Origin of the sequence: Maritalea mobilis (assembly GCF_019800885.1) — a bacterium.
Lineage (GTDB): Bacteria > Pseudomonadota > Alphaproteobacteria > Rhodobacterales > Rhodobacteraceae > Roseibacterium > Roseibacterium beibuensis.
Genome location: NZ_JAHVKE010000002.1, coordinates 318,161 through 340,619, shown reverse-complemented (window position 1 = coordinate 340,619; position 22,459 = coordinate 318,161). Strand labels below are relative to the sequence as shown.

The window sequence follows — 22,459 nt, the reverse complement described above, 5'->3', positions numbered from 1 at the left end:
CCTCAGGCGGGATGGCGGGACGTGTCCCGCGCGCGGTGAAGGACGCGGGTGCAGTCCTCGGTCCGGATGGGGCGGAAGCCCATCCTCTTGTACAGGTCCAGGGCGCGCGGGTGGTCCAGCGTGCAGGTGTTCACGGTCATCCGCTCAACATCCGGCAAGGACCATCCCATCGCGATCGCGGTCTTCAGCAGCACACCGCCAAGGCCCTTGCCCACAGCCTCGGGCACCATCCCGAAATAGGCGAGGTCGCAGGTGCCGTTCTGCCGCGCATCCAGTTGGAAAAACCCCTGCGGCCAGCCATCGGCCAGCGCGGTCCAGAGCATCACGTTTGGGTCTGCGACGAACGACGCCAGCGCGGCCGGGTTCTGCTCGGCCTGATCGAACCGGTCGCGCCATTCGTAATCGCGGCCCACGGCGTCGTAGAGCGACAGGAAATACCAGACCGGCGGATTGATCGCGCGCTCAAGCCGCACGCCATCGGGCAATGCGGGAACCGCCCAATCGGGCCGGTCGGTCATTTCCAGATAAGTGATCGTATAGGCAACCTCGGTTCCCGCCGGGATGATGCTCATCCAGTTTCGACCTTGAGTTGCTCGAACTGGCCCCATTCCGACCAGGACCCGTCGTAAAGCGCGGTGTCCTCGTTCCCGAGGCGCGCAAGGCCCAGCATCAGGATCGCGGCGGTCACGCCGGAGCCGCAGGTTGTGATGGTTCGCTTCTCGATATCGACGCCGCCAGCCTCGAAGGCGGCGCGCAGGGCGTCGCCCTCTTTCATCGTGCCATCTTCGTTCAGCAAGCTGGCGTAATGCACATTCAGCGAGTTGGGGATCCGACCCGAGCGCAGCCCCGCACGCACCTCTGGCTCGGTCCCGCGAAAGCGGCCTTCGGAGCGGGCATCGACGATCTGCCAGTCGCCCAGCTTGGACGCGGCAGCGACCTGCGTCACGTCCTTCACCATATGCGCCTGGCGCTGCACGGTGATGTGGCGGTCACGGATGATCGGGGCCATGTCCTCGACCGGGCGCCCCTCGGCCTGCCACTTGGGAAACCCGCCATCCAGAACCGCGATATCGGTTTTGCCCATCAGGCGGAAATTCCACCACACCCGCGCGGCCGAGAAGAGGCCAGCCCCGTCATAGACCACCACCTGGTGCCCGTCGCCGACGCCAAGCGCGCGCATCCGGCTCATGAATTTCTCGACGGGCGCGGCCATGTGGGGCAAATCGCTGCGCGCATCGCACACGTCATCGATATCGAAGAACCGCGCGCCGGGGATGTGCGCGGCGTCATACTCCGCCTTCCCGTCGCGGCCCATGTCGGCCAGGTAATAGGAGGCATCGAGGATGCGCAGATCCGGGTCGTTCAGATGCGCGGACAGCCAGTCGGTCGAAACCAGGGTCTTGGGGTCGTCCCCCGTGATCGGCTTGCCCATGTCGGCCCTCGTCTGTGTTGTCTCTCACCGTGGAATAGGCCTACGCGGCACGGCGCGACTCCGCAAGGGGACGCCGCGCCTCAGCCATTCTGCTTGAGCAGGCGCTGTTTCTGCCGCTGCCAGTCACGCTTGGCGCTGGTTTCGCGCTTGTCCGCGGTTTTCTTGCCCTTGGCGATGCCGATCTTCATCTTCGCGATGCCCTTGTGATTGAAATAGAGCACCAGCGGAACCAGCGTCATGCCCTGCCGCTGCGTGGCATTCCAGAGCTTCGACAGTTCCTTTTTCGACGCCAAGAGCTTGCGACGGCGCTTCTCGTCATGGGTGAAGGTCTTGGCCTGGGCATAGGGCGCGACGTAGCTGTTGATCAGCCACAACTCGCCTTCTTCGACGTTTGCGTAGCTTTCGGCGATGTTCGCCCCACCTTCCCGCAGGCTTTTGACCTCGGACCCTTCCAGAACGATCCCGACCTCGAGATCATCCTCGATGGCATAATCGTAGCGCGCGCGCCGGTTCTCGGCGACGACCTTGTAATTCGGGTTGTCAGGTTTCTTGGCCATGGGAGGCGGATATAGGCGCTCAGCCCTCGGGCTGCCAGCCCGGCGGCACGTCGACCGTCGGAATCCACGGTTTGATGTCCAGAACGGGCGTGCCGTCGAAGGCATCGGTCGCGTCGATGCCGATCACCCCGGCCTCCCGATCCATCGACGTGATGACCACGGTGCCAAGCGCGATGGGGTTGGGGCGCACGGGGCTGCGGATCGCGAAAACGCCGCGCGGCCCATCGGTATGGCGCGGGGACTGCACGATCAGGCTGCGTTCACCCCGATCGACCCAGTACATCACTTGGATGGCGCGCCCGACCTCAAGGCCCGTCAGCCCCTCGACATAGTCGGGCAGCAGTTCGATGCGCGCGACCTCGCCCGTTTCGCGGGCCGCGCGAAGGTTTCGGGGCGCGTTGCCCTTGGACCAGTTCGACCGGATATGTCCGATGAAGGTGACGCCCGCCTCGACCCGGTCTGCCGGGTCGAAGGGCAACGCAACCTCGCCCTCGCGGCGCTCGCCCATCCTAGCTGATGATCCCGGCATGGCGCATGGCCGCCTGGATCTTCTGCTTGGTGGTATCGTCGAGGCCGGTGAGCGGCAGGCGCACCTCGTCGGAACACTTGCCAAGAACCGACAGCCCGTATTTCGCGCCGCAGACGCCCGGTTCGGCAAAGATCGCCTCGTGAAGCGGCATCAACTTGTCCTGATACTCCAGCGCAGCGGCGAAATCGCCAGCCAGCGTCGCTTCCTGCATCTCGGCGCAGAGCTTGGGCGCGACATTGGCCGTGACGCTGATGCAGCCACGCCCGCCTTGTGCGTTGTAACCCACCGCTGTCGCGTCCTCACCCGAAAGCTGGATGAAATCGGTGCCGCAGGTGATGCGCTGCTTGGGCACGCGGGCCAGGTCGCCGGTGGCGTCCTTGACGCCCACGATATTGGGCAGCTTGGACAGCTCCCCCATCGTCGCAGGCAGCATGTCGACCACCGAGCGCGGCGGGATGTTGTAGATGATGATCGGGATGCCGATCTCGTTCAGCGCGCTGAAATGGGCGATCAGGCCCTTCTGCGTCGGCTTGTTGTAATAGGGCGTCACGACCAGCGCCGCGTCCGCGCCGACCGCCTTGGCATGTTCGACGAAACGGATGGCCTCGACCGTGTTGTTCGACCCGGCCCCGGCGATCACGGGCACCCGGCCCGCCGAGGCCTGCACGACCGCCTCGATCACCTGCTCGTGCTCGTCATGGCTGAGCGTGGGCGACTCGCCCGTCGTGCCCACCGGAACCAACCCGTGAGAGCCTTCGGCGATCTGCCATTCCACCAGCGATTTGAGCGCCTCGAAATCCACCTTGCCGTCCGTGAACGGGGTGACGAGGGCGGGCATCGAGCCTTTGAACATCGCGCTGGTCCTTTTCCTGATCCGGGGGTGCGGAAGTGCGCCCCGTCGGCGAATTGCCGCGGAACCTACCCGCGCCGCCCGGAATTGCCAAGTTCGTGAGTTGCATGGCAACCATTTGCCTTTATCCTTTTGTCAGCGCTCAAAATTTGCGGAGGGAGACCATGCGCCGCCTGATCCGTGCCACCTGCCTTGCGCTTGGCGCTGCCGTTTCGGCGGCCCCTGCCCTCGCCGATGCCGAGGCGCTTGGCCTCGCTCTCGATGCGCTTGCCCAAGGCGATCTCGCGCTGGTGGATGAAGCAGTGGAGGCCATTGACGACCCCGTCGCGCTGGACGTGGTGGAATGGACGCGGCTGCGCCGTGGCGGGGCGGATTTTGCCGATTACGTCGCTTTCCTGGAGCGTAATCCCGATTGGCCGGGGCTCGAATACCTGCGTGCGCGGGGCGAACCCTCCATCCCGATCGATGGCGATCCGGAGCCAGTGCTGGACTATTTCGAAGATCAGGCGCCCCAGACCGGCGCAGGCGCATTGGCGCTTGCCCGTGCATTGGAAGCGGCGGGCGATACCGAGGCGGCCCATGCCGAGGCGATCCGCGCCTGGACCACGATGACGATGACCGGCACCCAAGCCGGCAACCTGCGCGACGCCTACGGATCGGTCCTGAACGACGAAAGCTTGCATCTGCGCCGCCTCGATCACCTGCTTTGGGAAGGGGCCGAGGACCGCGCCCGCGCGATGTTCCCCCTGGTTCCCGAGGGATGGCGGGCCCTGGCGGAGGCACGGCTTGCCCTGCGCGAACGCCGCCCCGGGGTAGATGACCTGATCGAAGCCGTGCCCTCGGATCTGCGCACGCATCCGGGGCTGGCCTTCGAGCGATTCCTCTGGCGGGTCCGGTCGGGCTTCTGGGACACCGCCGGGGACCTGATGGCCGAACGCTCGACCTCGGCCGAGGCTTTGGGGCGACCGTCCGCATGGGCCGACAGGCGCGCCGACCTGGCCCGCGATGTTGCCCGCGAAGGGGAGTTCGACCTCTGCTACGACTACGCCGCCAACCATTTCCTGAGCCGCGACGTCGATTACCTCGCCTTTGCCGATCTCGAATGGATCGCGGGATACTGCGCCTTGCGGGCCGGCAATCCCGAAACCGCCATCGGCCATTTCCAAGCCTTCCGCGACACCGTCTTTTCGCCCATCTCGGTCGGTCGGGCCGGCTACTGGCTGGGCCGCGCGCATGAGGCGCTTGGCAACGAGTCCGAGGCCGCCGAAGCCTATGCGCTGGGTGCCGACTACCAGTCGAGTTTCTACGGCCAGCTTTCCGCCGAGCGCGGCGGGTTGCCCGTCGATCCCGCCTTTCTTGCCGACGAGGATTACGGCGATTGGCGCAGCGCGGATTTCACCGCCTCCACCGTGTTCCATGCCGCGCTAATCCTTTACGAGGCCGGCCAGCGCGACCTGAGCGAGCGGTTCCTGACGCATCTGACCGAAAGCCTGACGCGGGACGAGGCCGGGATGCTTGGGGATTTCGCCCTTGATCTTGGCGAACCGCATCTCGCGCTCAAGATCGCCAAGCGCGCCGCGCAAGAAGGCTACGAGATCATGCGCGCCTACTACCCCATTGCCGATCTGGCCGAGGTGGATCTGCCGGTGCCCGCCGCCTTCGCCCTGTCCATCGCGCGGCGCGAATCGGAGTTCGACCCGAACGTGGTCAGCTACGCGGGCGCCATCGGGTTGATGCAGGTGATGCCCGGCACCGGATCGGACACGGCGGACTTGCTGGGGATTCCGTTTTCCGAAGCGCGGCTACGGACCGACCCGGATTACAACCTGCTGCTCGGATCGACCTATATCGCCGGCCTGATCGAGCGCTATGGCGGCAACCCCGTTCTGGTCTCGGCGGGGTACAATGCCGGGCCGGGGCGGGCGAACCAGTGGATCGAACGCTTCGGCGATCCGCGCGGGCTGGACGAGGACGCGATCATCGACTGGATCGAGGCGATCCCGTTTTCCGAGACCCGCAACTACATCATGCGCGTGACCGAAAGCCTGCCGATCTACGAGGCGCAACTGACCGGTGCCCTTCCGACTCTCGGCCTGGCCGAGCGTCTGGCGCAGTAAGCGGCGACTGGAAGCTAGCGCCCAAGGCGCGGGCGATCGCCCCAAGGGGGCGTGAGGCCGCGCCTCCCTCCGGCGACGTCGAAGACGGCGCAATCCCTAGTCGCCGAGTTCTTTCTGACGTTGCCGCCACAGCGTGAAGAGGCCTGCTGCAACCACTAGCGTCGCCCCGATCACCACGTTCGCCTCCAGCGTTTCGCCGAAGACCAACAGCCCCAGGGACGCTGCAAATACCAGTTGCAGATAAGCGAAAGGCTGCACGGCGCTGGCCTCGGCCAGTTCATAGGTTTTGATCAGCAGGAAATGCCCACCCGCCCCCGTGACGCATAGCAACGCCATCCACGCCCAGTCGGGCGCACTCATCGGCTCCCAGAACCACAGCCCGATCGCGGTCGTCATCACCGCCCCGGTCGTGCCGGTCCAGAAAAAGCTGGTGGCCGCGGAATCCTTGCGCGCGACATAGCGCGTCAGCAATCCATACAAAGCGAACATGAAGGCCGCGGCCAAGGGCACCAGCGCCTCGATCTCGAACACGCGCATGCCCGGTTGCAGGATGATCAACACCCCGACAAAGCCCACCGCGATTGCCGCCCAACGCCGCCATCCCACCTTTTCCCCCAGCACCGGGCCGGACAGTGCCGCGATCAGCAACGGGTACGAGGTAAAGACCGCGTGGCTTTCGATCAGCCCCAGAAGCACGAAAGCCACGATCATCACGCAGATCTCGGTCGCCAGCAAAAGGCCACGAAACGCCTGCACCAAGGGCTGTTCGGTGGCGGCCGCCGCACGCAACCCTCCAGCCTTGCGCGTGGCCACCGCGATGACGAAGGCCGCGAAGAACCAGTAGCGGATCATCACGACCATCAGCACGTTATATTCCCCGGCAAGGTGGCGGCTGATCCCGTCCTGCATTGCGAAGACGAAGGTCGTCGCCACCATCAGCCAGATGCCCAGACGCGTGTTGTCCGCGCTCATGGCTTTACCCCGATGCTCATGTGCCGTTTGCGCCCGTAGCCCGTCCGACGCTCGACGGTGAACCCGGCGTCGCCCAAGGCGCGCCGCACCGCCCCGGCGGCGGAGTAGGTGGCGAAACTGCCCCCCGCTGCCGTGTGATCGAAGACCGCCTGCATCAGGCCCGGTTCCCACAACTCCGGGTTCTTGGCGGGCGAGAACCCGTCGAGGAACCAGGCATCGGCAACCCCACCCCAGGCTGGCACGGTGTCTCGTGCGTCGCCAACGACCAGCGTGAAATTCAGTGTTGGGGTTTCTATGCGCCCCGAGCCGGACAGCGCCTTTGCGATCAGCGGGGCCAACCCCTCGGCTTCGGGGAAATGAGCCAAGGCACGCAGCGCCTCTGCGGGTGAAACCGGAAATGCCTCGAAACTGGTGACGGTTAGCGGTCCGGGCGTGCCAGAGGCCACCCAGGCCTCGTGCACGGCGACCAGGTTCAACCCCGTTCCGAACCCAAGCTCGGCCACGCGGAACCCCGGCGCGAACCGCGCGGGCAGGTCGTTGCCGGACAGGAACACGTGCCGCGTCTCGGCCAGGCCGTTCTCAAGCGAATAGAACGGATCGTCGAACAGGGTCGAGACCGGCACGCCCTCGCGCCAGTCCAGACTGTGCTCTTCCGTTCTCTGGTTCTCCGCCATCGGCTCGCCTACAACCCGGCCCAACGCGCGGAGACTTAACCGAACGGGGGCCATGCGCAATGAGAGACGTCACCATATTCGGAGCGGGGGCCTTCGGGCTTGCCATCGCCTGGGCCTGCACGGCGCGCGGTGCGTCGGTGCGGGTGATCGACCCGAACGGCGTGGGCAAAGCTGCGTCGAACGGCCTGGTCGGCGCGCTTGCGCCCCATGTGCCCGAAAACTGGAACGACAAGAAAGAGATCCAGTTTCAAAGCCTCGACATGGCCGAGGCGTTCTGGACCGAAGTGGCCGAGATCGCGGGACAGGACCCGGGCTATGCCCGCCTTGGTCGCGTCCAGCCCCTGTTGGACGATCGCGCGGTGGAGCTTGCCCGCGCCCGCGCAGAAACGGCGAAAGAGCTGTGGAAAGGCCGCTACGCGTGGCGCGTGGTCCCGGAGAACGAGGCTGGCATTCCTGTTGTCTCGCCGACCGGGCTTGTGATCCATGACACGTTGACCGCACGGATGCATCCGCGCCGCGCCACCGCCACGCTGGCCGAGGCCCTGCGCCGCAAAGGGGCAGAGATCGCGCCGGAGGGGGACGCCGAAGGCATCGTGATCCACGCCACGGGCGTTGCAGGGCTGGCGGAGCTGAACGGATTGGCCGGGCAGAAGATCATCGGCTCCGCGGTCAAGGGGCAGGCTGCGCTGCTTGATGCCGACCTGCGCGATTGCCCGCAGCTTTTCGCGGATGCCGTCCATATCGTGCCCCACGCGGATGGGACGACGGCCATCGGCTCGACCTCGGAGCGGGAGTTCGACGCGCCCGACACCACCGATGACCAACTGGAGGCCGTGATCGCCAAGGCCCGTGCCGCCTGCCCGGCGCTGGCCGACGCCCCGGTTATCGAACGCTGGGCGGGCCTGCGCCCGCGTGCCCGGTCCCGCGCGCCGATGCTCGGGGCGCACCCGCTGCATGAGGGCCAGTTCATTGCCAATGGCGGGTTCAAGATCGGCTTCGGCATGGCCCCCATCGTGGCCGGGATGATGGCCGATCTTGTCCTCGAAGGCAGGGACACCATCCCCGATCTCTTCAAACCCGAGGCGAGTTTCCGGTGACGGCGCTTCTGCCGGACCTGTCGGCATTTGGCTGGGCGTTTGCCGCGCTGTCCGTCGCCCTCGCCGCCGCCTTGCAGCGGATCACGGGGCAGGGTTTCGGGATGGTCGCCGCCCCGCTTCTGGCGCTGATCGTGCCAAAGCTTTTGCCAACCCTCCTCCTCATCCTCGGGGCTTTTGTCGGGTGGCGCGCCATGCGGGCCGACCGAAGCGCCATTACACTTGCCGAACTGCCGCCAGGCTTCGCGGGCCGGGCGCTTGGCGCGGTTCTGGCGGCATGGCTGGCGGCGGCCCTGATCGGGTCGGAGGGCATAGGGCTTGTCATCGCGGGGATTGTCTATCTCGCCATCGCGCTGTCGCTGATCGGCATACGGATCGCCATATCGCCCCTATCGCTTTTCGGCGCGGGGCTGGCCGCCGGGCTGATGGGGACCCTGACAGCCATCGGCGCACCGCCCATGGCGCTGCTTTACCAGCACGAAGAGCGAACCAGATCGGCGGCGATGCAGAACAGCTTTTTCATGTTCGGCATGATCGTCAGCCTCGCAGCCCTGGCGTGGCAGGGGCTGGTGCGCGCCGAACACGCGATGGCCGCGCTGGCTCTGAGCCCTGCCACCCTTTTCGGGCTTTGGGTGGCCACGCCGCTTTCGCGCCTTCTTCGAAAAACACCCGCACGACCGATTGCCCTTGGCCTTGCCGGAACATCCGCCACGATCCTGCTGATCCGGTCACTGGCAGCAGGTTAGAGCCGCCTTGTTCACGCCCGCGTCGCCTCGGCCTTGAGGCGCATCATCAGTCCCTCAAGCGCCTTGAGGTTGATCTCGTTGATCAGGCGGCCCTCGTCGTCGAACTGGGCATCGGTATTGCCCACCAGCACCTCAGGCCCTTGCAGGATCAGCGGTTGAAACGGAACCAGGGCAAGGCGCAGCGAGAACTGTGTGCGCTCCCCACCCGCACGCCCACCCGCCGCGGACATGATGGCGACCGGCTTGTCCTTCCACGGGTTGCCCTTGGTCCGGCTGACCCAGTCGAGCGCGTTCTTCAGAACACCGGAGAGCGCCTTGTTGTATTCGGGGCCAGCAATCACCACCGCATCGGCCTGCGCGATCTGATCGGCCAGCGCCTGCACCTCGGGCGGGATGCCCTCGGCGTCTTCGAGATCGCCGTCATAGAGCGGCAGGCGAAGGTTGCCGACCACGAACTGCGCCGGGTCGAACAGACGCGCGGCCTCGAGCATCAGCTTTCGATTGTAGGATCCCGCCCGAAGCGAGCCGCAAATTCCCAATAGCCTGCCACTGGACAAGGTCCCATCCTCCGATCACAAACCACCCCGTGAGAGCTATGGCGGGAGAGGGACATGTCCAAGCACCACGGCGGAAAAATCCTGGCGGACCGTTTGGCAAGCCACGGCGTGAAGCGGGTCTTCTCGGTTCCGGGGGAAAGCTTTCTGGCCGCGCTGGATGGCCTTTATGACCATGACATCCAGAATGTCGTCTGCCGACAAGAGGGTGGCGCGGCGATGATGGCCGATGCCTACGGCAAGATGACGGGTGAGCCGGGGGTCCTGTTCGTGACCCGCGGGCCGGGGGCCACCAATGCCAGCGCGGGGCTGCACATCGCCATGCATGACGCCACGCCACTGGTCTGTTTCGTGGGCCAGGTGCCGCTGAAGCACCGCGACCGCGACGTGTTCCAAGAGGTGAACTACCGCGATGTGTTCGGCTCTCTGGTGAAATGGGTGGCAGAAGTCGAGCGCACCGACCGTCTGGCCGAATACGTGGACCGTGCCTTTGCCATCGCACGCTCGGGCCGGCCCGGCCCCGTCGTCATCGCGCTCCCCGAAGATGTGCTGTCGGCCGACGCATCGGCACCCGCCGCGCCCGTCATCGGGGCCAAGCCTGAAAGCAGCCTGTCCGACGCCCATCTTGATCGGATTGCGGAAACGCTGCGCAAGGCCGACCGCCCGATGATCATCGCGGGCGGCTCGCTTTGGAGCGCCGAGGCCGCCGAACAGGCCGCCGCGCTTGCGAAACGGACAGGCGCGCCCATTGCCGTTACCTTCCGCCGACAGGACTATGTCGACAACAATCATCCGAACTACGCGGGCGATCTGGGGGTGGGCATGAACCCCAAGCTCGGCGCGCGTCTGTCGCAGGCCGACGTGATCCTGCTGTTGGGCGCGGAGTTGAACGACATCACCACGAAGGATTTCACCCTGCTCGATCCGGCGACCGCGCCCGAGATCATCCAGATCGCGCCGGACCCGGGAATGCCCAACAAGGTTTATCCGACCGCGCTGTCGCTTGTCTGCGACCCGCGCGACGCCGTGCCCCTGCTGCTGGAGCGTTTGCCCGAGGAACCGGACTCCGACCGTGGCGCCATCGCGGCGCGGGCCGACTACGAGGCGTGGCAGACCCCGCAGGAAACACCGGGCGCGGTGAAGCTGGAGGCGGTGATCTGCTGGCTCCGCGACAACGCCGGGCCGAATACGATCATCACGAACGGGGCCGGGAACTACGCCGCCTTCCTGCACCGCTACCACCGGTTCCGGCAGCACGGCACGCAACTCGCCCCCACCTCGGGGTCGATGGGCTACGGCCTGCCCGCCGCCGTCTCGGCCAAGTTGCAACACCCGGACCGTACGGTCGTCTGCCTCGCCGGGGATGGCTGCCTGCAAATGACGATGCAGGAGCTGTCCACCGCGCGCCAGTACGGGGCAGATATCATCTTGATCGTCGCCAATAACGGGCGCTACGGCACGATCCGCATGCACCAGGAGCGGGAATACCCCGGTCGCGTCTCCGGCACGGAGCTGTTCAACCCCGACTGGGCCGCGCTGGCCGGGGCTTATGGCGGCACAGGGCACACGGTTACCGAAACAGGGCAATTCGCCGAGGCGTTCGAGGCCGCCCGGACAGGCGGGCTCCACATCATCGAATTGCGGCTGGACCCGCAAATGCTGAGCACGACGGCGTCCCTCTGACCTGATCTTTATCCGGGGAAATATGCTGGGGGTTTGGGGGCAAAGCCCCCATCCTCCTTCCAAAGGAAATGCGGCGACAGCCGCGCCGCTGGCTCAGACCCCTGGCGTGGGCTTGTCGCCGAGCATCCGAACCTCGCGCTGCGGGAAGGGGATCGAGATCCCGTTTTCCTGGAACGCATCCCAAAGCGCGAGAAAGACGTTGCCACGAATATTGGTCAGACCCCCGGTCGGGTCGCGGATCCAGAACCGCAGGATGTAATCCACGCTGGAGTCACCAAAGCCGGTGATGTGGCAGACCGGTTTGCGGTCGACCGTCAGCACGCGATCGACCTTCATCGCCGCCTCGATGGCGATCCGGCGCACGAGATGCGGGTCGTCGCCGTAGGACGTGCCGAAATGGATATCGAGGCGGACGAATTCGTCGGTATGGGACCAGTTCACCACCTGGTTGGTGATCAGATCCTCGTTCGGGATCAGGTATTCCTTGCCGTCCCGGGTCACGACACTGGCATAACGGGCGCCAAGCGTCTGGATCCAGCCGAAGGTATCGCCAAGGCTGATCACGTCACCCGGCTTGATCGATTTGTCGAGCAGGATGATGACGCCCGAGACAAGGTTCGACACCACCTTTTGCAGGCCGAAGCCAAGGCCCACGCCGATGGCGCCCGACAGGACAGCCAGACCGGTCAGATCCACGCCCGAGGCCCGCAGGCCGATATAGATCGCCGCGCCGTAAAGCAGGACCTGCATGAACTTGACGACCAGCACCCGCATTGAGGGCGACAGGTCCTCGTTCCGTTCGATCCGCGCGGTGGTGGTCCGGGTCAGGAACCGCGCCGCCATGATCAGCAGCGCGACGATCAGCACGGCCTGCAGCACCCCAAGCAGCGACAGACGTATCCCGCCGAGGTTGAACCCCACCGAATCGAGGATCGCCCCGACCTCTTCCCGAAGGTTCAGGATGGCGATGGTGACGTAGATCCACGCGCCGTATCGCACGAGGCTGCGCAGGACGGGCGAGCGGATCAGCCGCGCGACGACCGCCACGAACAGCCATGCGGTGGCAAGCTCGGCCACGACGGACAGAAGGTAACTGCGCGATGGCCATGTCACTTCGCGCATCACCAGGACCATCGTCCAGACGAGCACAACGAAGAAGATCAGGAACAGCCGCCGATGCACGATCACGAGAATGCGCATCCGCCATGTCGGCCACCCCTCGCGCGAGGCCATCCATGCGCGGATGCGCGGGCCGAAGACACGCGTCAGAAACCACGCGACAAGCACCAGGCCCAGGACGATGGCGACTTGATAGGCATTCCAGGGCCGCAACAGGCCTTCGAGAAACACGCGCCCCTGTGCAAACAAGCCCTCGACCGACGTCGTCAGCTCCTCCATCGGGGTTGCATCGGGCAGGGCGTCCGTCGGCGTCTCTGTCTCGGGCTCCATCGCGGTCCTTTCGGATGTATGCGTTTACCCTAGGGCGCGCTCGGGCCTTCGCCAAGCGTGACCCTTGGCAAGGGGCAAGTGCATGTGTATCTCGACGGCATGATACGGGTTTTCGACATGGACGATCGGGCGCGCCTGCCGTGGCGCTTTTTCGGCGCGCGCCGCAGCGTCCTCGGGCACCTAGGCACGGCCTGACAGCTCAGCCGAACCGACGACCATTTCCCGCCCATCCGGAGACTGACCGATGGCCCCCAAAACACTCTATGACAAGATCTGGGACGCTCACCTCGTGCATGAGGCCGAGGATGGCACCAGCCTGCTTTATATCGACCGCCACCTCGTCCACGAAGTGACCAGCCCGCAGGCCTTTGAAGGGCTGCGCATGACGGGCCGCACGGTGCGCGCACCCGACAAGACGATCGCGGTGCCCGACCATAACGTGCCGACGACCATGGGGCGCGAGGACCCCGAGAAGATGCCCGAGGACAGCCGCATCCAGGTGGCCGCGCTGGACCAGAACGCAAAGGATTTCGGCATCCACTACTACCCGGTGACGGATGTGCGCCAGGGCATCGTGCATATCGTTGGCCCCGAACAGGGCTGGACCCTGCCGGGCATGACCGTGGTCTGCGGTGACAGCCACACCGCGACGCATGGCGCCTTCGGGGCGCTGGCGCACGGCATCGGCACCTCCGAGGTGGAACACGTGCTGGCCACGCAGACGCTGATCCAGAAGAAGTCGAAGAACATGAAGGTCGAGATCACCGGGCAACTGGCGCCGGGCGTCACGGCCAAGGATATCGTCCTGACCATCATCGGCGAGACCGGCACCGCCGGCGGCACCGGCTATGTCATCGAGTATTGCGGCGAGGCGATCCGCTCGCTGTCGATGGAAGGCCGGATGACGATCTGCAACATGGCGATCGAGGGCGGCGCTCGCGCTGGCCTGATCGCACCGGACGAGACGACCTTCGAGTACGTCAAGGGCCGCCCCCATGCGCCGAAGGGCGCCCAGTGGGAAGCCGCGCTGGCGTGGTGGAAGACGCTCTATTCAGACGACAACGCCCATTGGGACAAGGTCGTGACCATCCGTGGCGAGGATATCGCCCCCAGCGTGACCTGGGGCACCTCGCCCGAGGATGTTCTGCCGATCACCGATGTCGTGCCCGCGCCCGAGGACTTCAAAGGCGGCAAGGTCGAGGCGGCCAAGCGCTCGCTCGATTACATGGGGCTGAAGCCCGGCACCCCGCTCAAGGACATCGCCATCGACACGGTGTTCATCGGGTCCTGCACCAATGGCCGGATCGAGGATTTGCGTGCCGCTGCCGCCGTGCTGAAAGGCAAGAAGATCAAGGACGGCATCCGCGCCATGGTCGTGCCCGGCTCGGGCCTTGTCCGTGCCCAGGCCGAGGAAGAGGGTCTGGCCGACATCTTCAAGGAGGCCGGGTTCGAATGGCGGCTTGCGGGCTGTTCCATGTGCCTTGCCATGAACCCCGACCAGCTGGCTCCCGGTGAACGCTGCGCGGCCACCTCGAACCGCAATTTCGAGGGGCGTCAGGGCCGCGGCGGGCGCACCCACCTGATGAGCCCGGCGATGGCGGCGGCCGCCGCCGTGACGGGCCACCTGACGGATGTGCGCGAGTTGATGTGAGACGCGCACGGTCGTGGGATATGCGACCAGCACCCTCTTTCACCGAGTCCAAGAAACGGGGCCGCCCTTGTGCGGCCCCGTTGACGTTTATGGGCGGTGCACATGGCTGATCTTCCCGGCATTGCCAGTTTCTGGATCGGCCCGCGCCTTCGCTGGATCGACAAGCTGTCGCTCGCCAGTTTCGTGGCGCTCGGGCATCCGGTGACGCTGTTTCACACCGGGGAAGCGCCTGCGCCTGGGGTGCCCACCGGCGTCGATCTGGTCCGTGCGGAGGAAATCTGGCCGGAGATCGGCGCATCTATCGCTGGTTTGCCGCCTGCCCCCTTGTCGGATGTCTTCCGTCTGCACCTCATGCAGCGCAGCGAGATGATCTGGGTGGATACCGATGTGATCGCTCTGCGCCCGCTGCGCCCATCCGGGGGCTACTTGATCGGGCGACAGGAAGGGGACTGGGTGAACGGCGCGGTCATGCGGCTTCCGCCCACCTCGCCGGCGCTCAGGATGTTGCTCGCCGCGTTTGACGATCCTGCGGCGGTCTTTCCCTGGCTGGAGCCCGCGCAGCAGGAGGAGATCCGCCGGATTTCACCAGAGCGACGGCAAGCCGAAACCGCGCGCCTTGTCGGGAACGCCTTCGGCCCCATCGCGCAGACATATGCGCTGCAAGCGACCGGAGAGATTGACCACGCCCTTCCGCAAGAGTCGCTGAACCCGATCCCGTGGTGGCTGGGCGATCTGTATTTCGACCCGCGCGGTACACTCGACCATTGGGTGACCAAGAACACGCTTTGCCTGCATCTTTATTCATCTCGCCTCCGCCCGTTCTTCAAACGGCGGCGGCCGCCGAAAGGCTCCCCTCTCGCGCGGATGGCCCGGCGCATCGGCTTCGACGATTTTCGTTAGCCGGGCCGCCCCTCGCGGCGATAGCGCAAAAGCACCGGAACCATCGCCACGGACAGCCCGAGGCACCACAGGCCCATCGCGACGCCCTGCTCCGGAAAGGTCACACCGCGGTCGATCAGCACGCCGGTGATCCCGGGGCCGATGGCGGTCGAGAGGACCATCACCGCCGTGACCGTCGCCCGCACCGCTCCCAGATTGTCGGTGCCGTAGGCGGCGGGCAGAAAAGCGCCCCACAGCGCGCCGGACATGCCTTGGGTGATGCCGAGGATGCCAAGGGCCACAACCCAAAAAGCCGGGGTGGTGGCCGGTCCGATCAGGAACATCGCCAACCCCATCGGGATCAAGAGGATCGGCAGTAACCGCTCCGGTCCGAACCTGTCCGCCGTCCAACCCGCGACCAGTGACATCACCACCGTCGCGCCGGCATAGGCCGGGTAGGCCGGGGCCATGGAAATCAGGCTCCAACCCTTCACCTCGGCGACGTGGGCCTGGTGGAAGAAAACGACCGTGCCAATAAACCCCGGCGTCAGGATCATCGGGATCAGCGCCCAGAACAGCCAGTGGCGCAGCACCTCGGCACGCCGCCAGTGACGCGCGCCCAAGCCGGGGCTGCCGGTGAAGCTGACCTGACCGGTCGGCGCGCGATCCCGCGCGAGCAACCACAGAAGCAGCGGCAGCATGATCGCCATGATGACAAGGGCCGTAACGCCCCAGGTCGCGCGCCAGCCGATCCATCCGATGCACAGGACGACGCCAAGCGGCAGCGCGACCTCCCCCAGCGGATGGCCCAGATTGGCGATGGACACGGCCTTGCCCCGTGTACTGACGAACCATCGGCCCATGGCCGTGATGCCCATATGGGTGAACATCCCCTGCCCACAGAACCGCAGCAAGAAGACGGACACGCCCAACACCCAGACAGACTGGCCCAGGGCCATACCAAGGCAGGCAAGGGCGAAAAGGCCAGAAATCAGCGTGACGAGGCGCGAGAGCGGCATGGTATCGGCAAGCCCGCCCCGGCTGAGCAGCAGGGCCGCCGAGGAAAGGGTCGCGAGGGTGTAGATCCCGCCCCAGTCCCCGTCACTCAGGCCGTAGGCGTCGCGGATGCCACCTGCGAAAAGCGAGATGAACCAGGTCTGTCCGAAAGAGGATCCAAAGGTCAGCAACACGCCGGTGGCAAGCCAGCGTCGGTTTTCAAACAGGAACGCGCGCATGTGTTTCGCCATACGCCTGTCGCGTGGCGGGCGAAACCCCCGTCAGAAGAAGCTCAGAGGATCGTGCGCTCGACCACCCAATAGGCCCCGATGGAGGCGATTATCAGCGAGACCGGGATCGCGATGGCCTTGCGATACCATGCGCGCGACATGAACCAACCCACCAACGAGAACGCGATGAGGATCACCATCAACTGCCCGATCTCGACCCCGATGTTGAAACCGACCAGCGCATAAAGGAACCGGCCCGAGGCGATACCGTAATCCCCCAGCACCGATGCAAACCCCAGCCCGTGCAGCAGGCCGAACACGAAGACCAGCGCCGTGCGCCCCTTGATCGTGCCAAAGCCAAGCGTGTTCTCGATACCGACGAAAACGATGGTCGCCGCGATCAGGGGCTCGACGATACTGGCCGGGACCGTCACCACACCCGTGGCCGCCAGGGCCAGCGTGATGGTATGGGCCACGGTGAAGGCCGTCACCTGCCACAGAAGCGGGCCAAGCTGCGTCGCGAAAAAGAACAAGCCCAACACGAACAGGATATGGTCCAGCCCCAGCGGGACGATGTGTTCGACGCCCGCACCGATATAGCGGAGGAAAACGGCCCCCGCGGTTTCTGTCAGGACGGCGGCGCGGGGCAGTTCGGGCGTCATTTCGCCCACCCCGAGGAACCCCTCGTAGGCGTCCTCGCCTCCGCCGACCTGCCGGGGGATGAACGTCCCGAATTGCGGGGCAAGGCCAACCCGCACGCCCGCCTCACCCGGTGGCAATTCCGCCCCGACCGTCAGGATCGAGTCGCGTGGCAGGTCGAGGTTGCCGACCGCAGGGATCTCGACCGAAACGATGTCGGGCCTGACAAGCTCTCCCTCGACCTCGATCAGAAAGCCGCGCTGGATCCGGGGCCACGCGTCCCGCAGGGCGGCTTCCAGCCGCTCCGGGCCAAGGGTTCGCAAGCGGTCGTAGATCGCGGCCTCGGGCGCATTGTTCGTGTTGTCGATCTCGGCCAGGTCGATCCCTGCGATCAGGCTTTCCAGGGTCACGATCAGGCGCAGCGTGACACGCTCGGCCCCCACTTCGACATCAGCTATGGTGGGGCGGATCTCGTGTGCTGCGGCTGGCAAAACCGTGAGAAGCAATGCCATTGACACAAGCGCGTGGCGAACGACCTTCATAGCCGACATGAAAAAGGATTTCCCGATGATGCGATCTGTTTTCGCCCTGACACTTGCCGCGATTTCCCTCGGCGGCAAGGTCGCGGCGCATGAATTGTGGATCGACCCGGCCGCCTATCGTGTCGATCCCGGCAGCACGGTCGAGGCGCAATTGCGCGTCGGGACGGAGTTTCAGGGCGTGCCGCAGGCCTATATTCCCCGCCGCGCGGTCCGGCTGGATGTTGTCACAGGCGATGAGGTCCGGCCCGTCGATGCGCGGATCGGCGACATGCCGGCCTTCTCGATGGCGGAGATGCCCGAGGGGTTGGCGGTTCTCGTCTATGAGACCACCGCTTTCGATCTGACTTGGGAAACGTGGGAGCAGTTCGTCAGCTTCGTCGAACACAAGGACCTTGGCGATGCCGTGACGATGCAGGCCGAGCGTGGGCTCGACCAGCTCGATGTCCAGGAACACTACTTCCGATTTGCGAAATCCCTGGTCGCCGTGGGCGACGGCGCAGGTGAAGACCGGGTGATGGGATTGCGCACCGAGCTTGTCGCCTTGGCCAACCCCTACACCGACGATCTGTCGAACGGGATGCCCGTGCAACTTTGGCTCGACGGCGCGATCAGGGCCAATACCCAGATCGAATTGTTCAGCGAAGGCCCGGATGGCGAGGTCGAGATCACGCTGCATCGGACCGACGCCGAGGGCATTGCCGTTCTGCCGGTCGAACCCGGGCACGAATACCTGGTCGATGCCGTTGCGATCGAAGCGATGGACCCGGCCGAAGGCGCGGAATGGCGCACCCTATGGGCCAGCCTGACCTTCGAGGTGCCCTAAGACGCTGCCGATCCCTTGCCGATCCCCCGCGCGCACGCTATCGAAGCGCCGGACCGAGAGGAGTGCCAGATGGAAAAGTTCACCAAGCTGACCGGAATCGCCGCGCCGCTGCCGCTGATCAATGTCGACACCGACATGATCATCCCCAAGCAGTTCCTGAAGACGATCAAGCGCTCGGGCCTTGGTGTAAACCTCTTCGACGAAATGCGTTATGACGACAACGGCGAGGAAATCCCCGATTTCGTGCTGAACAAGCCGGCTTATCGCAACGCCCAGATCCTGGTCGCCGGTGACAATTTCGGCTGCGGGTCCTCGCGGGAACACGCGCCCTGGGCGCTTCTGGATTTCGGCATCCGCTGCGTGATCGCGCCCAGCTTTGCGGACATCTTCTTCAACAACTGCTTCAAGAACGGCATTCTGCCGATCGTTCTGCCGCAGGAAGAGGTCGACAAACTGATGGACGATGCCGAACGCGGCGCGAACGCGATCATCAGTGTCGATCTCGAGAACCAGACGATCACCGGCCCTGATGGCGGCTCGATCAGTTTCGACGTAGATCCCTTCCGCAAGCATTGCCTGTTGAACGGCCTCGACGATATCGGGCTGACCCTTGAAAAAGCGCCGTCCATCGACGCGTTCGAAGCGAAATCAGCGCAGGAACGCCCCTGGGTGTAACGCCCCCTGCACATCTAACCTGATGCAATTCGGTGACACTCGCCCCGCCAAAGCGCGGGGCGTTTGCGTCTGAATCCAAGGGTTTGCTTGCCAAAAAAAGGCAGATCTGGGCAACTTTGTGGCAAAAATCGGGCAGGGTGAGCTGCTTTGTGGCCAATTTTCGCAAAATTGGACCCTGCAGGACATTTGCTTGACCAAATTGTTAGCGAGAAGTCGGGGTAACCGGCTCTTGATGTTGAGGTAGAGGTAGTGATTTCTCAGCTTGCAGGTGCTGTGCTGAGGGCGTTCATCACGTTGATCGTGATCGCGACCCCCGCGCTTATGATCCCCGGGACAACGCCCGAGGGTGCCCAGATGGTCATGCTGGTCGGCCTGACCTTGGCGGTTTTCATCGGTGTCGAATACGCCGCGGTTTTTCCGGGCCTCGTCGAATTTCGCGATGCCCCGCCCTTCAACCGGGTGCGCATCCTGTCGCTGTTTCTGTCCCTTTTCCTGCTCAGCATCGTGGTCACGGCGGAACAGGGGCAATCCAGCCTCGCGCTGATCGTCAACGCGTTTGGCCTGATGATTTCGCGCGCCCTCGACTTTCCGTTCAGTCCGATGAACCTCATCCTTGAACAGTTGCCGGAGGGGATCGACCCGTTCCTGCTGGACAAGATCCGCGGAATGGCCGGCATCTCTTTGCTGGTGGCCGTGGTCTCCATGATCGTGTTCGCGCTGCTGGTGCGGTTGCATCAATGGCCGGCACGGGGGTTCGCCTTCAACGTCTGGGTAAATTTACCAACCTTCGATCCGACGACTGGCGGCGACATCATCAAGCGCCTGCGCCGGGACAGCCGCGTTAACCTTATCTTAGGCTTTTGCACCCCTTTCCTTCTGCCGGTGGTGGCGGTCCTTGCGGCCAACCATATCGACGCGGCCGTGCTCTCGTCGCCGCACACCTTGGTCTGGGGTCTGACGCTGTGGACATTCATACCGCTCAGCATGTTGATGCGCGGCCTCGCCATGGGTCGGATCGCGGACATGATCGCGCAGCGCCGCGCCCGGCTGACGGCAGCCATCGGCGCCGACGCGCCCAAATCGGTCGCTATGCCTGGCTAACGGTTGCACTCCTGCTGACCGCGGGCCCGACGACAGCCGAAGATCTGAGACTCGCGCAATACCATACGGACCTGTCGCGCCGCGGCCCAGGCCTGCTGCTGCGCGATATCCTGTCCGGCGATGACCCTCAGGTTCTGGCAACGCTCTCGGTGATCGCCGCTGCCCAAGCCGATATACTCCTGCTCCAGGGCATCGACAGCGACGCTGGCGGCGCAACTGCAGGCGCGCTGGCCGGGGTGCTGGCCGAGCGTGGCCTCGCCTATCCGCATCACCTGTCCTTGCCGGTGAATTCAGGCGTGCCGACGGGCCACGACATTGACGGGGATGGGATATCGACCGGGCCACGCGATGCCCATGGATATGGCTGGTTCACCGGGCAGGGCGGCATGATGCTCTTGTCCCGGTTCCCGGTCGAAGCCGTCCGCGACTTCAGCAGCTTTCTTTGGGCGGACCTTCCGGACAGTTCAGCCGCATTGGTCACACCAGACGAGGCACTGGATGTCTTACGACTGCATTCTGTCGCGGCTTGGGATGTGGCCGTTCTGGTCAACGGCAGGCCATTCCACATTCTCGCAAGCCACGCCTCGACGCCTGTCTTTGACGGGCCGGAGGATCGCAACGGCCTGCGCAACGCGGATGAACTGCGATTCTGGTCGCTTTATTTGGATGGATGGACCCCCAATGGCGCCGCCTTTGACGCGCCGGACTTCGCCTTGATGGGAACGCTCAATGTCGACCCCGAGCGCGGAGAGGGGCAGCGTGAGGCCTTGCGCAATCTGCTGGCGCATCGCGCGCTGCAAGACCCACGGCCGACGCGGGCCGATGGCGGCACCGCAACCGCTGATTGGACCGACCCGGTACCCGGCGACTTGCGTGTCGATTACATCCTGCCGTCTGCAATTCTTGCAGTTGGCGCCGCGCGTGTCCTCTGGCCGGATGGCACGGAACCGGACGATCTGGGCGAGGCCGTTGAAACGGCGTCTGACCACCGGCTTGTCTTCGTCGATATCGATTTCTGACCTCTCGTTTCGGCACGCCCTTGGCCCGTGCGTTTCTTGACCCTTCCGACGCGGCAGGCTAGGCGACAGCAACGCTTCTTGAACAAGGAACATCGCGCCATGACGAACCGCTCTCTCCTGATCCTTCCCGGCGATGGGATCGGCCCCGAAGTGATGGCCGAGGTGCGCAAGATCATCGACTGGTTCGGGACGCAGGGCATTGCGTTCGACGTCAGCGAGGACCTCGTCGGAGGCGCGGCCTATGACGCGCATGGCACACCGCTGCATGACGACACGATGGCAAAGGCGCAGGAGGTCGACGCCGTCCTGCTAGGCGCCGTGGGTGGACCGAAATACGATGTGCTGGATTTCAGCGTGAAGCCCGAGCGCGGCCTGCTGCGCCTGCGCAAGGAGATGGACCTTTACGCAAACCTGCGCCCGGCCCAGTGTTTCGATGCGCTGGCGGATTTCTCGTCGCTGAAGAAGGACGTCGTGGCCGGGCTCGACATCATGATCGTGCGCGAGCTGACCTCGGGCGTCTATTTCGGCGAGCCGCGTGGCATCCACAAGGAAGGCAACGAGCGCGTCGGCATCAACACGCAGCGCTACACCGAAAGCGAGATCGCGCGCGTGGCCCGCTCGGCCTTCGAACTGGCGCGCAAGCGCGGCAACAAGGTCTGCTCGATGGAGAAGGCCAACGTGATGGAATCGGGCATCCTGTGGCGCGACGTGGTGCAGGAGGTGCACGATGCCGAATACCCCGATGTCGAGCTGTCGCACATGTACGCCGACGCCGGCGCCATGCAGCTGACCCGCTGGCCCAAGCAGTTCGACGTGATTGTGACCGACAACCTGTTCGGCGACCTCCTCTCGGACCTTGCCGCGATGCTGACCGGCAGCCTTGGCATGCTGCCTTCGGCCAGCCTTGGCGCGCCGATGGCCAATGGCCGGCCCAAGGCGCTGTACGAGCCGGTGCACGGCTCGGCCCCCGACATCGCCGGTCAGGGCAAGGCGAACCCGATTGCCTGCATCCTGAGCTTTGCGATGGCGCTGCGCTACTCTTTCGACCTCGGCGACGAGGCCGACAAGGTGGAGAAGGCCGTCGAGGCCGTTCTGGCCGATGGTCTGCGCACTGCCGATCTTTTGGGCGAAGAGGGCACCACCCCGGTCAGCACTGCCGAAATGGGCGACGCCATCGTCGCGAAACTGGCCGCAAGCTGATGTTTCCGGCGGGCGGGGGTTTACGCGCCTGCCCACCTGCGAAAGGC

At 65.0% G+C, this 22,459-nt stretch carries 23 protein-coding genes; 12 read left to right on the top strand and 11 right to left on the bottom strand.

The window, feature by feature from the left end; all coding sequences use genetic code 11:
- Positions 1–2: 2 nt before the first annotated feature.
- The 5 genes from KUV65_RS10335 to dapA form a co-directional block, all read right to left on the bottom strand.
- Positions 3–572, bottom strand: coding sequence for a GNAT family N-acetyltransferase (locus KUV65_RS10335; RefSeq protein WP_222190260.1), 570 nt, complete (start codon positions 570–572; stop codon positions 3–5).
- Positions 569–1,432: a 3-mercaptopyruvate sulfurtransferase gene (sseA, locus tag KUV65_RS10330; protein ID WP_222190253.1), complete on the bottom strand. Its 864-nt coding sequence runs from the start codon at positions 1,430–1,432 to the stop codon at positions 569–571. Before sseA ends, KUV65_RS10335 begins: the two co-directional genes overlap by 4 nt.
- Positions 1,433–1,512: 80 nt before the next feature.
- Complete coding sequence (smpB, locus tag KUV65_RS10325) at positions 1,513–1,989, bottom strand: SsrA-binding protein SmpB (protein WP_222190251.1); 477 nt, start codon at positions 1,987–1,989, stop codon at positions 1,513–1,515.
- 19 nt (positions 1,990–2,008) lie between these two features.
- Positions 2,009–2,497, bottom strand: coding sequence for a tRNA (N6-threonylcarbamoyladenosine(37)-N6)-methyltransferase TrmO (gene tsaA, locus KUV65_RS10320; RefSeq protein ID WP_222190249.1), 489 nt, complete (start codon positions 2,495–2,497; stop codon positions 2,009–2,011).
- 1 nt (position 2,498) lies between these two features.
- Positions 2,499–3,371 carry a 4-hydroxy-tetrahydrodipicolinate synthase gene (dapA, locus tag KUV65_RS10315; protein WP_222190247.1) on the bottom strand — a complete coding sequence of 291 codons (873 nt, stop codon included), beginning with the start codon at positions 3,369–3,371 and terminating at the stop codon, positions 2,499–2,501.
- Positions 3,372–3,532: 161 nt separating this feature from the next.
- Here dapA and KUV65_RS10310 point away from each other — a divergent pair, with 161 nt between their 5' ends.
- A complete protein-coding gene (locus KUV65_RS10310; RefSeq protein ID WP_222190245.1) occupies positions 3,533–5,485 on the top strand; it encodes a lytic transglycosylase domain-containing protein in 1,953 nt (650 codons plus the stop codon).
- 96 nt (positions 5,486–5,581) lie between these two features.
- Here the strand turns inward: KUV65_RS10310 and KUV65_RS10305 are convergent, their stop codons facing one another.
- Together KUV65_RS10305 and mnmD are read right to left on the bottom strand one after the other, a co-directional pair.
- Positions 5,582–6,457 (bottom strand): DMT family transporter, encoded by an 876-nt coding sequence (locus KUV65_RS10305; protein WP_222190244.1) that lies wholly within the window; start codon positions 6,455–6,457, stop codon positions 5,582–5,584.
- Positions 6,454–7,131: a tRNA (5-methylaminomethyl-2-thiouridine)(34)-methyltransferase MnmD gene (mnmD, locus tag KUV65_RS10300; protein ID WP_222190242.1), complete on the bottom strand. Its 678-nt coding sequence runs from the start codon at positions 7,129–7,131 to the stop codon at positions 6,454–6,456. The genes KUV65_RS10305 and mnmD overlap by 4 nt, the downstream gene beginning before the upstream one ends.
- Positions 7,132–7,190: 59 nt before the next feature.
- Here mnmD and KUV65_RS10295 point away from each other — a divergent pair, with 59 nt between their 5' ends.
- Complete coding sequence (locus tag KUV65_RS10295; protein WP_222190240.1) at positions 7,191–8,228, top strand: NAD(P)/FAD-dependent oxidoreductase; 1,038 nt, start codon at positions 7,191–7,193, stop codon at positions 8,226–8,228.
- Positions 8,225–8,971, top strand: coding sequence for a TSUP family transporter (locus tag KUV65_RS10290; protein WP_222190238.1), 747 nt, complete (start codon positions 8,225–8,227; stop codon positions 8,969–8,971). Before KUV65_RS10295 ends, KUV65_RS10290 begins: the two co-directional genes overlap by 4 nt.
- A gap of 11 nt (positions 8,972–8,982) precedes the next feature.
- Here the strand turns inward: KUV65_RS10290 and KUV65_RS10285 are convergent, their stop codons facing one another.
- On the bottom strand, positions 8,983–9,510 hold the full coding sequence (locus KUV65_RS10285; protein ID WP_261331767.1) for an NADPH-dependent FMN reductase: 528 nt from the start codon (positions 9,508–9,510) through the stop codon (positions 8,983–8,985).
- 72 nt (positions 9,511–9,582) lie between these two features.
- On the opposite strand from KUV65_RS10285, the gene KUV65_RS10280 reads away from it, so the two are divergent.
- A complete protein-coding gene (locus tag KUV65_RS10280; protein WP_222190233.1) occupies positions 9,583–11,208 on the top strand; it encodes a thiamine pyrophosphate-binding protein in 1,626 nt (541 codons plus the stop codon).
- A 93-nt stretch (positions 11,209–11,301) separates the two neighbouring features.
- Here KUV65_RS10280 and KUV65_RS10275 read toward each other — a convergent pair whose 3' ends face one another.
- Positions 11,302–12,657, bottom strand: a complete 1,356-nt coding sequence (locus KUV65_RS10275) for a mechanosensitive ion channel family protein (RefSeq protein WP_222190231.1) — start codon at positions 12,655–12,657, stop codon at positions 11,302–11,304.
- Between the two features lie 57 nt (positions 12,658–12,714).
- On the opposite strand from KUV65_RS10275, the gene KUV65_RS10270 reads away from it, so the two are divergent.
- From KUV65_RS10270 to KUV65_RS10260, 3 genes are all read left to right on the top strand, one after another.
- Entirely contained in the window at positions 12,715–12,852 is a 138-nt protein-coding gene (locus tag KUV65_RS10270) for a hypothetical protein (protein WP_222190229.1), read from the top strand.
- A 49-nt stretch (positions 12,853–12,901) separates the two neighbouring features.
- Positions 12,902–14,308 (top strand): 3-isopropylmalate dehydratase large subunit, encoded by a 1,407-nt coding sequence (gene leuC / locus KUV65_RS10265; protein WP_222190227.1) that lies wholly within the window; start codon positions 12,902–12,904, stop codon positions 14,306–14,308.
- A gap of 102 nt (positions 14,309–14,410) precedes the next feature.
- Positions 14,411–15,208 carry a hypothetical protein gene (locus tag KUV65_RS10260; RefSeq protein ID WP_222190225.1) on the top strand — a complete coding sequence of 266 codons (798 nt, stop codon included), beginning with the start codon at positions 14,411–14,413 and terminating at the stop codon, positions 15,206–15,208.
- Here KUV65_RS10260 and KUV65_RS10255 read toward each other — a convergent pair.
- Together KUV65_RS10255 and KUV65_RS10250 are read right to left on the bottom strand one after the other, a co-directional pair.
- Positions 15,205–16,422: an MFS transporter gene (locus KUV65_RS10255; protein WP_222190223.1), complete on the bottom strand. Its 1,218-nt coding sequence runs from the start codon at positions 16,420–16,422 to the stop codon at positions 15,205–15,207. The genes KUV65_RS10260 and KUV65_RS10255 overlap by 4 nt on opposite strands.
- A gap of 53 nt (positions 16,423–16,475) precedes the next feature.
- A complete protein-coding gene (locus tag KUV65_RS10250; RefSeq protein WP_222190221.1) occupies positions 16,476–17,564 on the bottom strand; it encodes a HupE/UreJ family protein in 1,089 nt (362 codons plus the stop codon).
- 37 nt (positions 17,565–17,601) lie between these two features.
- On the opposite strand from KUV65_RS10250, the gene KUV65_RS10245 reads away from it, so the two are divergent.
- From KUV65_RS10245 to leuB, 5 genes are all read left to right on the top strand, one after another.
- On the top strand, positions 17,602–18,417 hold the full coding sequence (locus tag KUV65_RS10245; RefSeq protein ID WP_222190219.1) for a DUF4198 domain-containing protein: 816 nt from the start codon (positions 17,602–17,604) through the stop codon (positions 18,415–18,417).
- Positions 18,418–18,486: 69 nt separating this feature from the next.
- Positions 18,487–19,092, top strand: a complete 606-nt coding sequence (gene leuD / locus KUV65_RS10240) for a 3-isopropylmalate dehydratase small subunit (RefSeq protein ID WP_222190217.1) — start codon at positions 18,487–18,489, stop codon at positions 19,090–19,092.
- A gap of 354 nt (positions 19,093–19,446) precedes the next feature.
- Positions 19,447–20,193, top strand: coding sequence for a hypothetical protein (locus KUV65_RS10235; protein WP_222190215.1), 747 nt, complete (start codon positions 19,447–19,449; stop codon positions 20,191–20,193).
- Positions 20,172–21,212, top strand: a complete 1,041-nt coding sequence (locus KUV65_RS10230; RefSeq protein WP_374107076.1) for an endonuclease/exonuclease/phosphatase family protein — start codon at positions 20,172–20,174, stop codon at positions 21,210–21,212. The genes KUV65_RS10235 and KUV65_RS10230 overlap by 22 nt, the downstream gene beginning before the upstream one ends.
- 99 nt (positions 21,213–21,311) lie before the next feature.
- The gene (gene leuB / locus KUV65_RS10225; protein ID WP_222190211.1) at positions 21,312–22,412 is read left to right on the top strand and encodes a 3-isopropylmalate dehydrogenase; all 1,101 of its coding nucleotides are present in this window, start codon (positions 21,312–21,314) and stop codon (positions 22,410–22,412) included.
- Positions 22,413–22,459 lie beyond the last annotated feature (47 nt).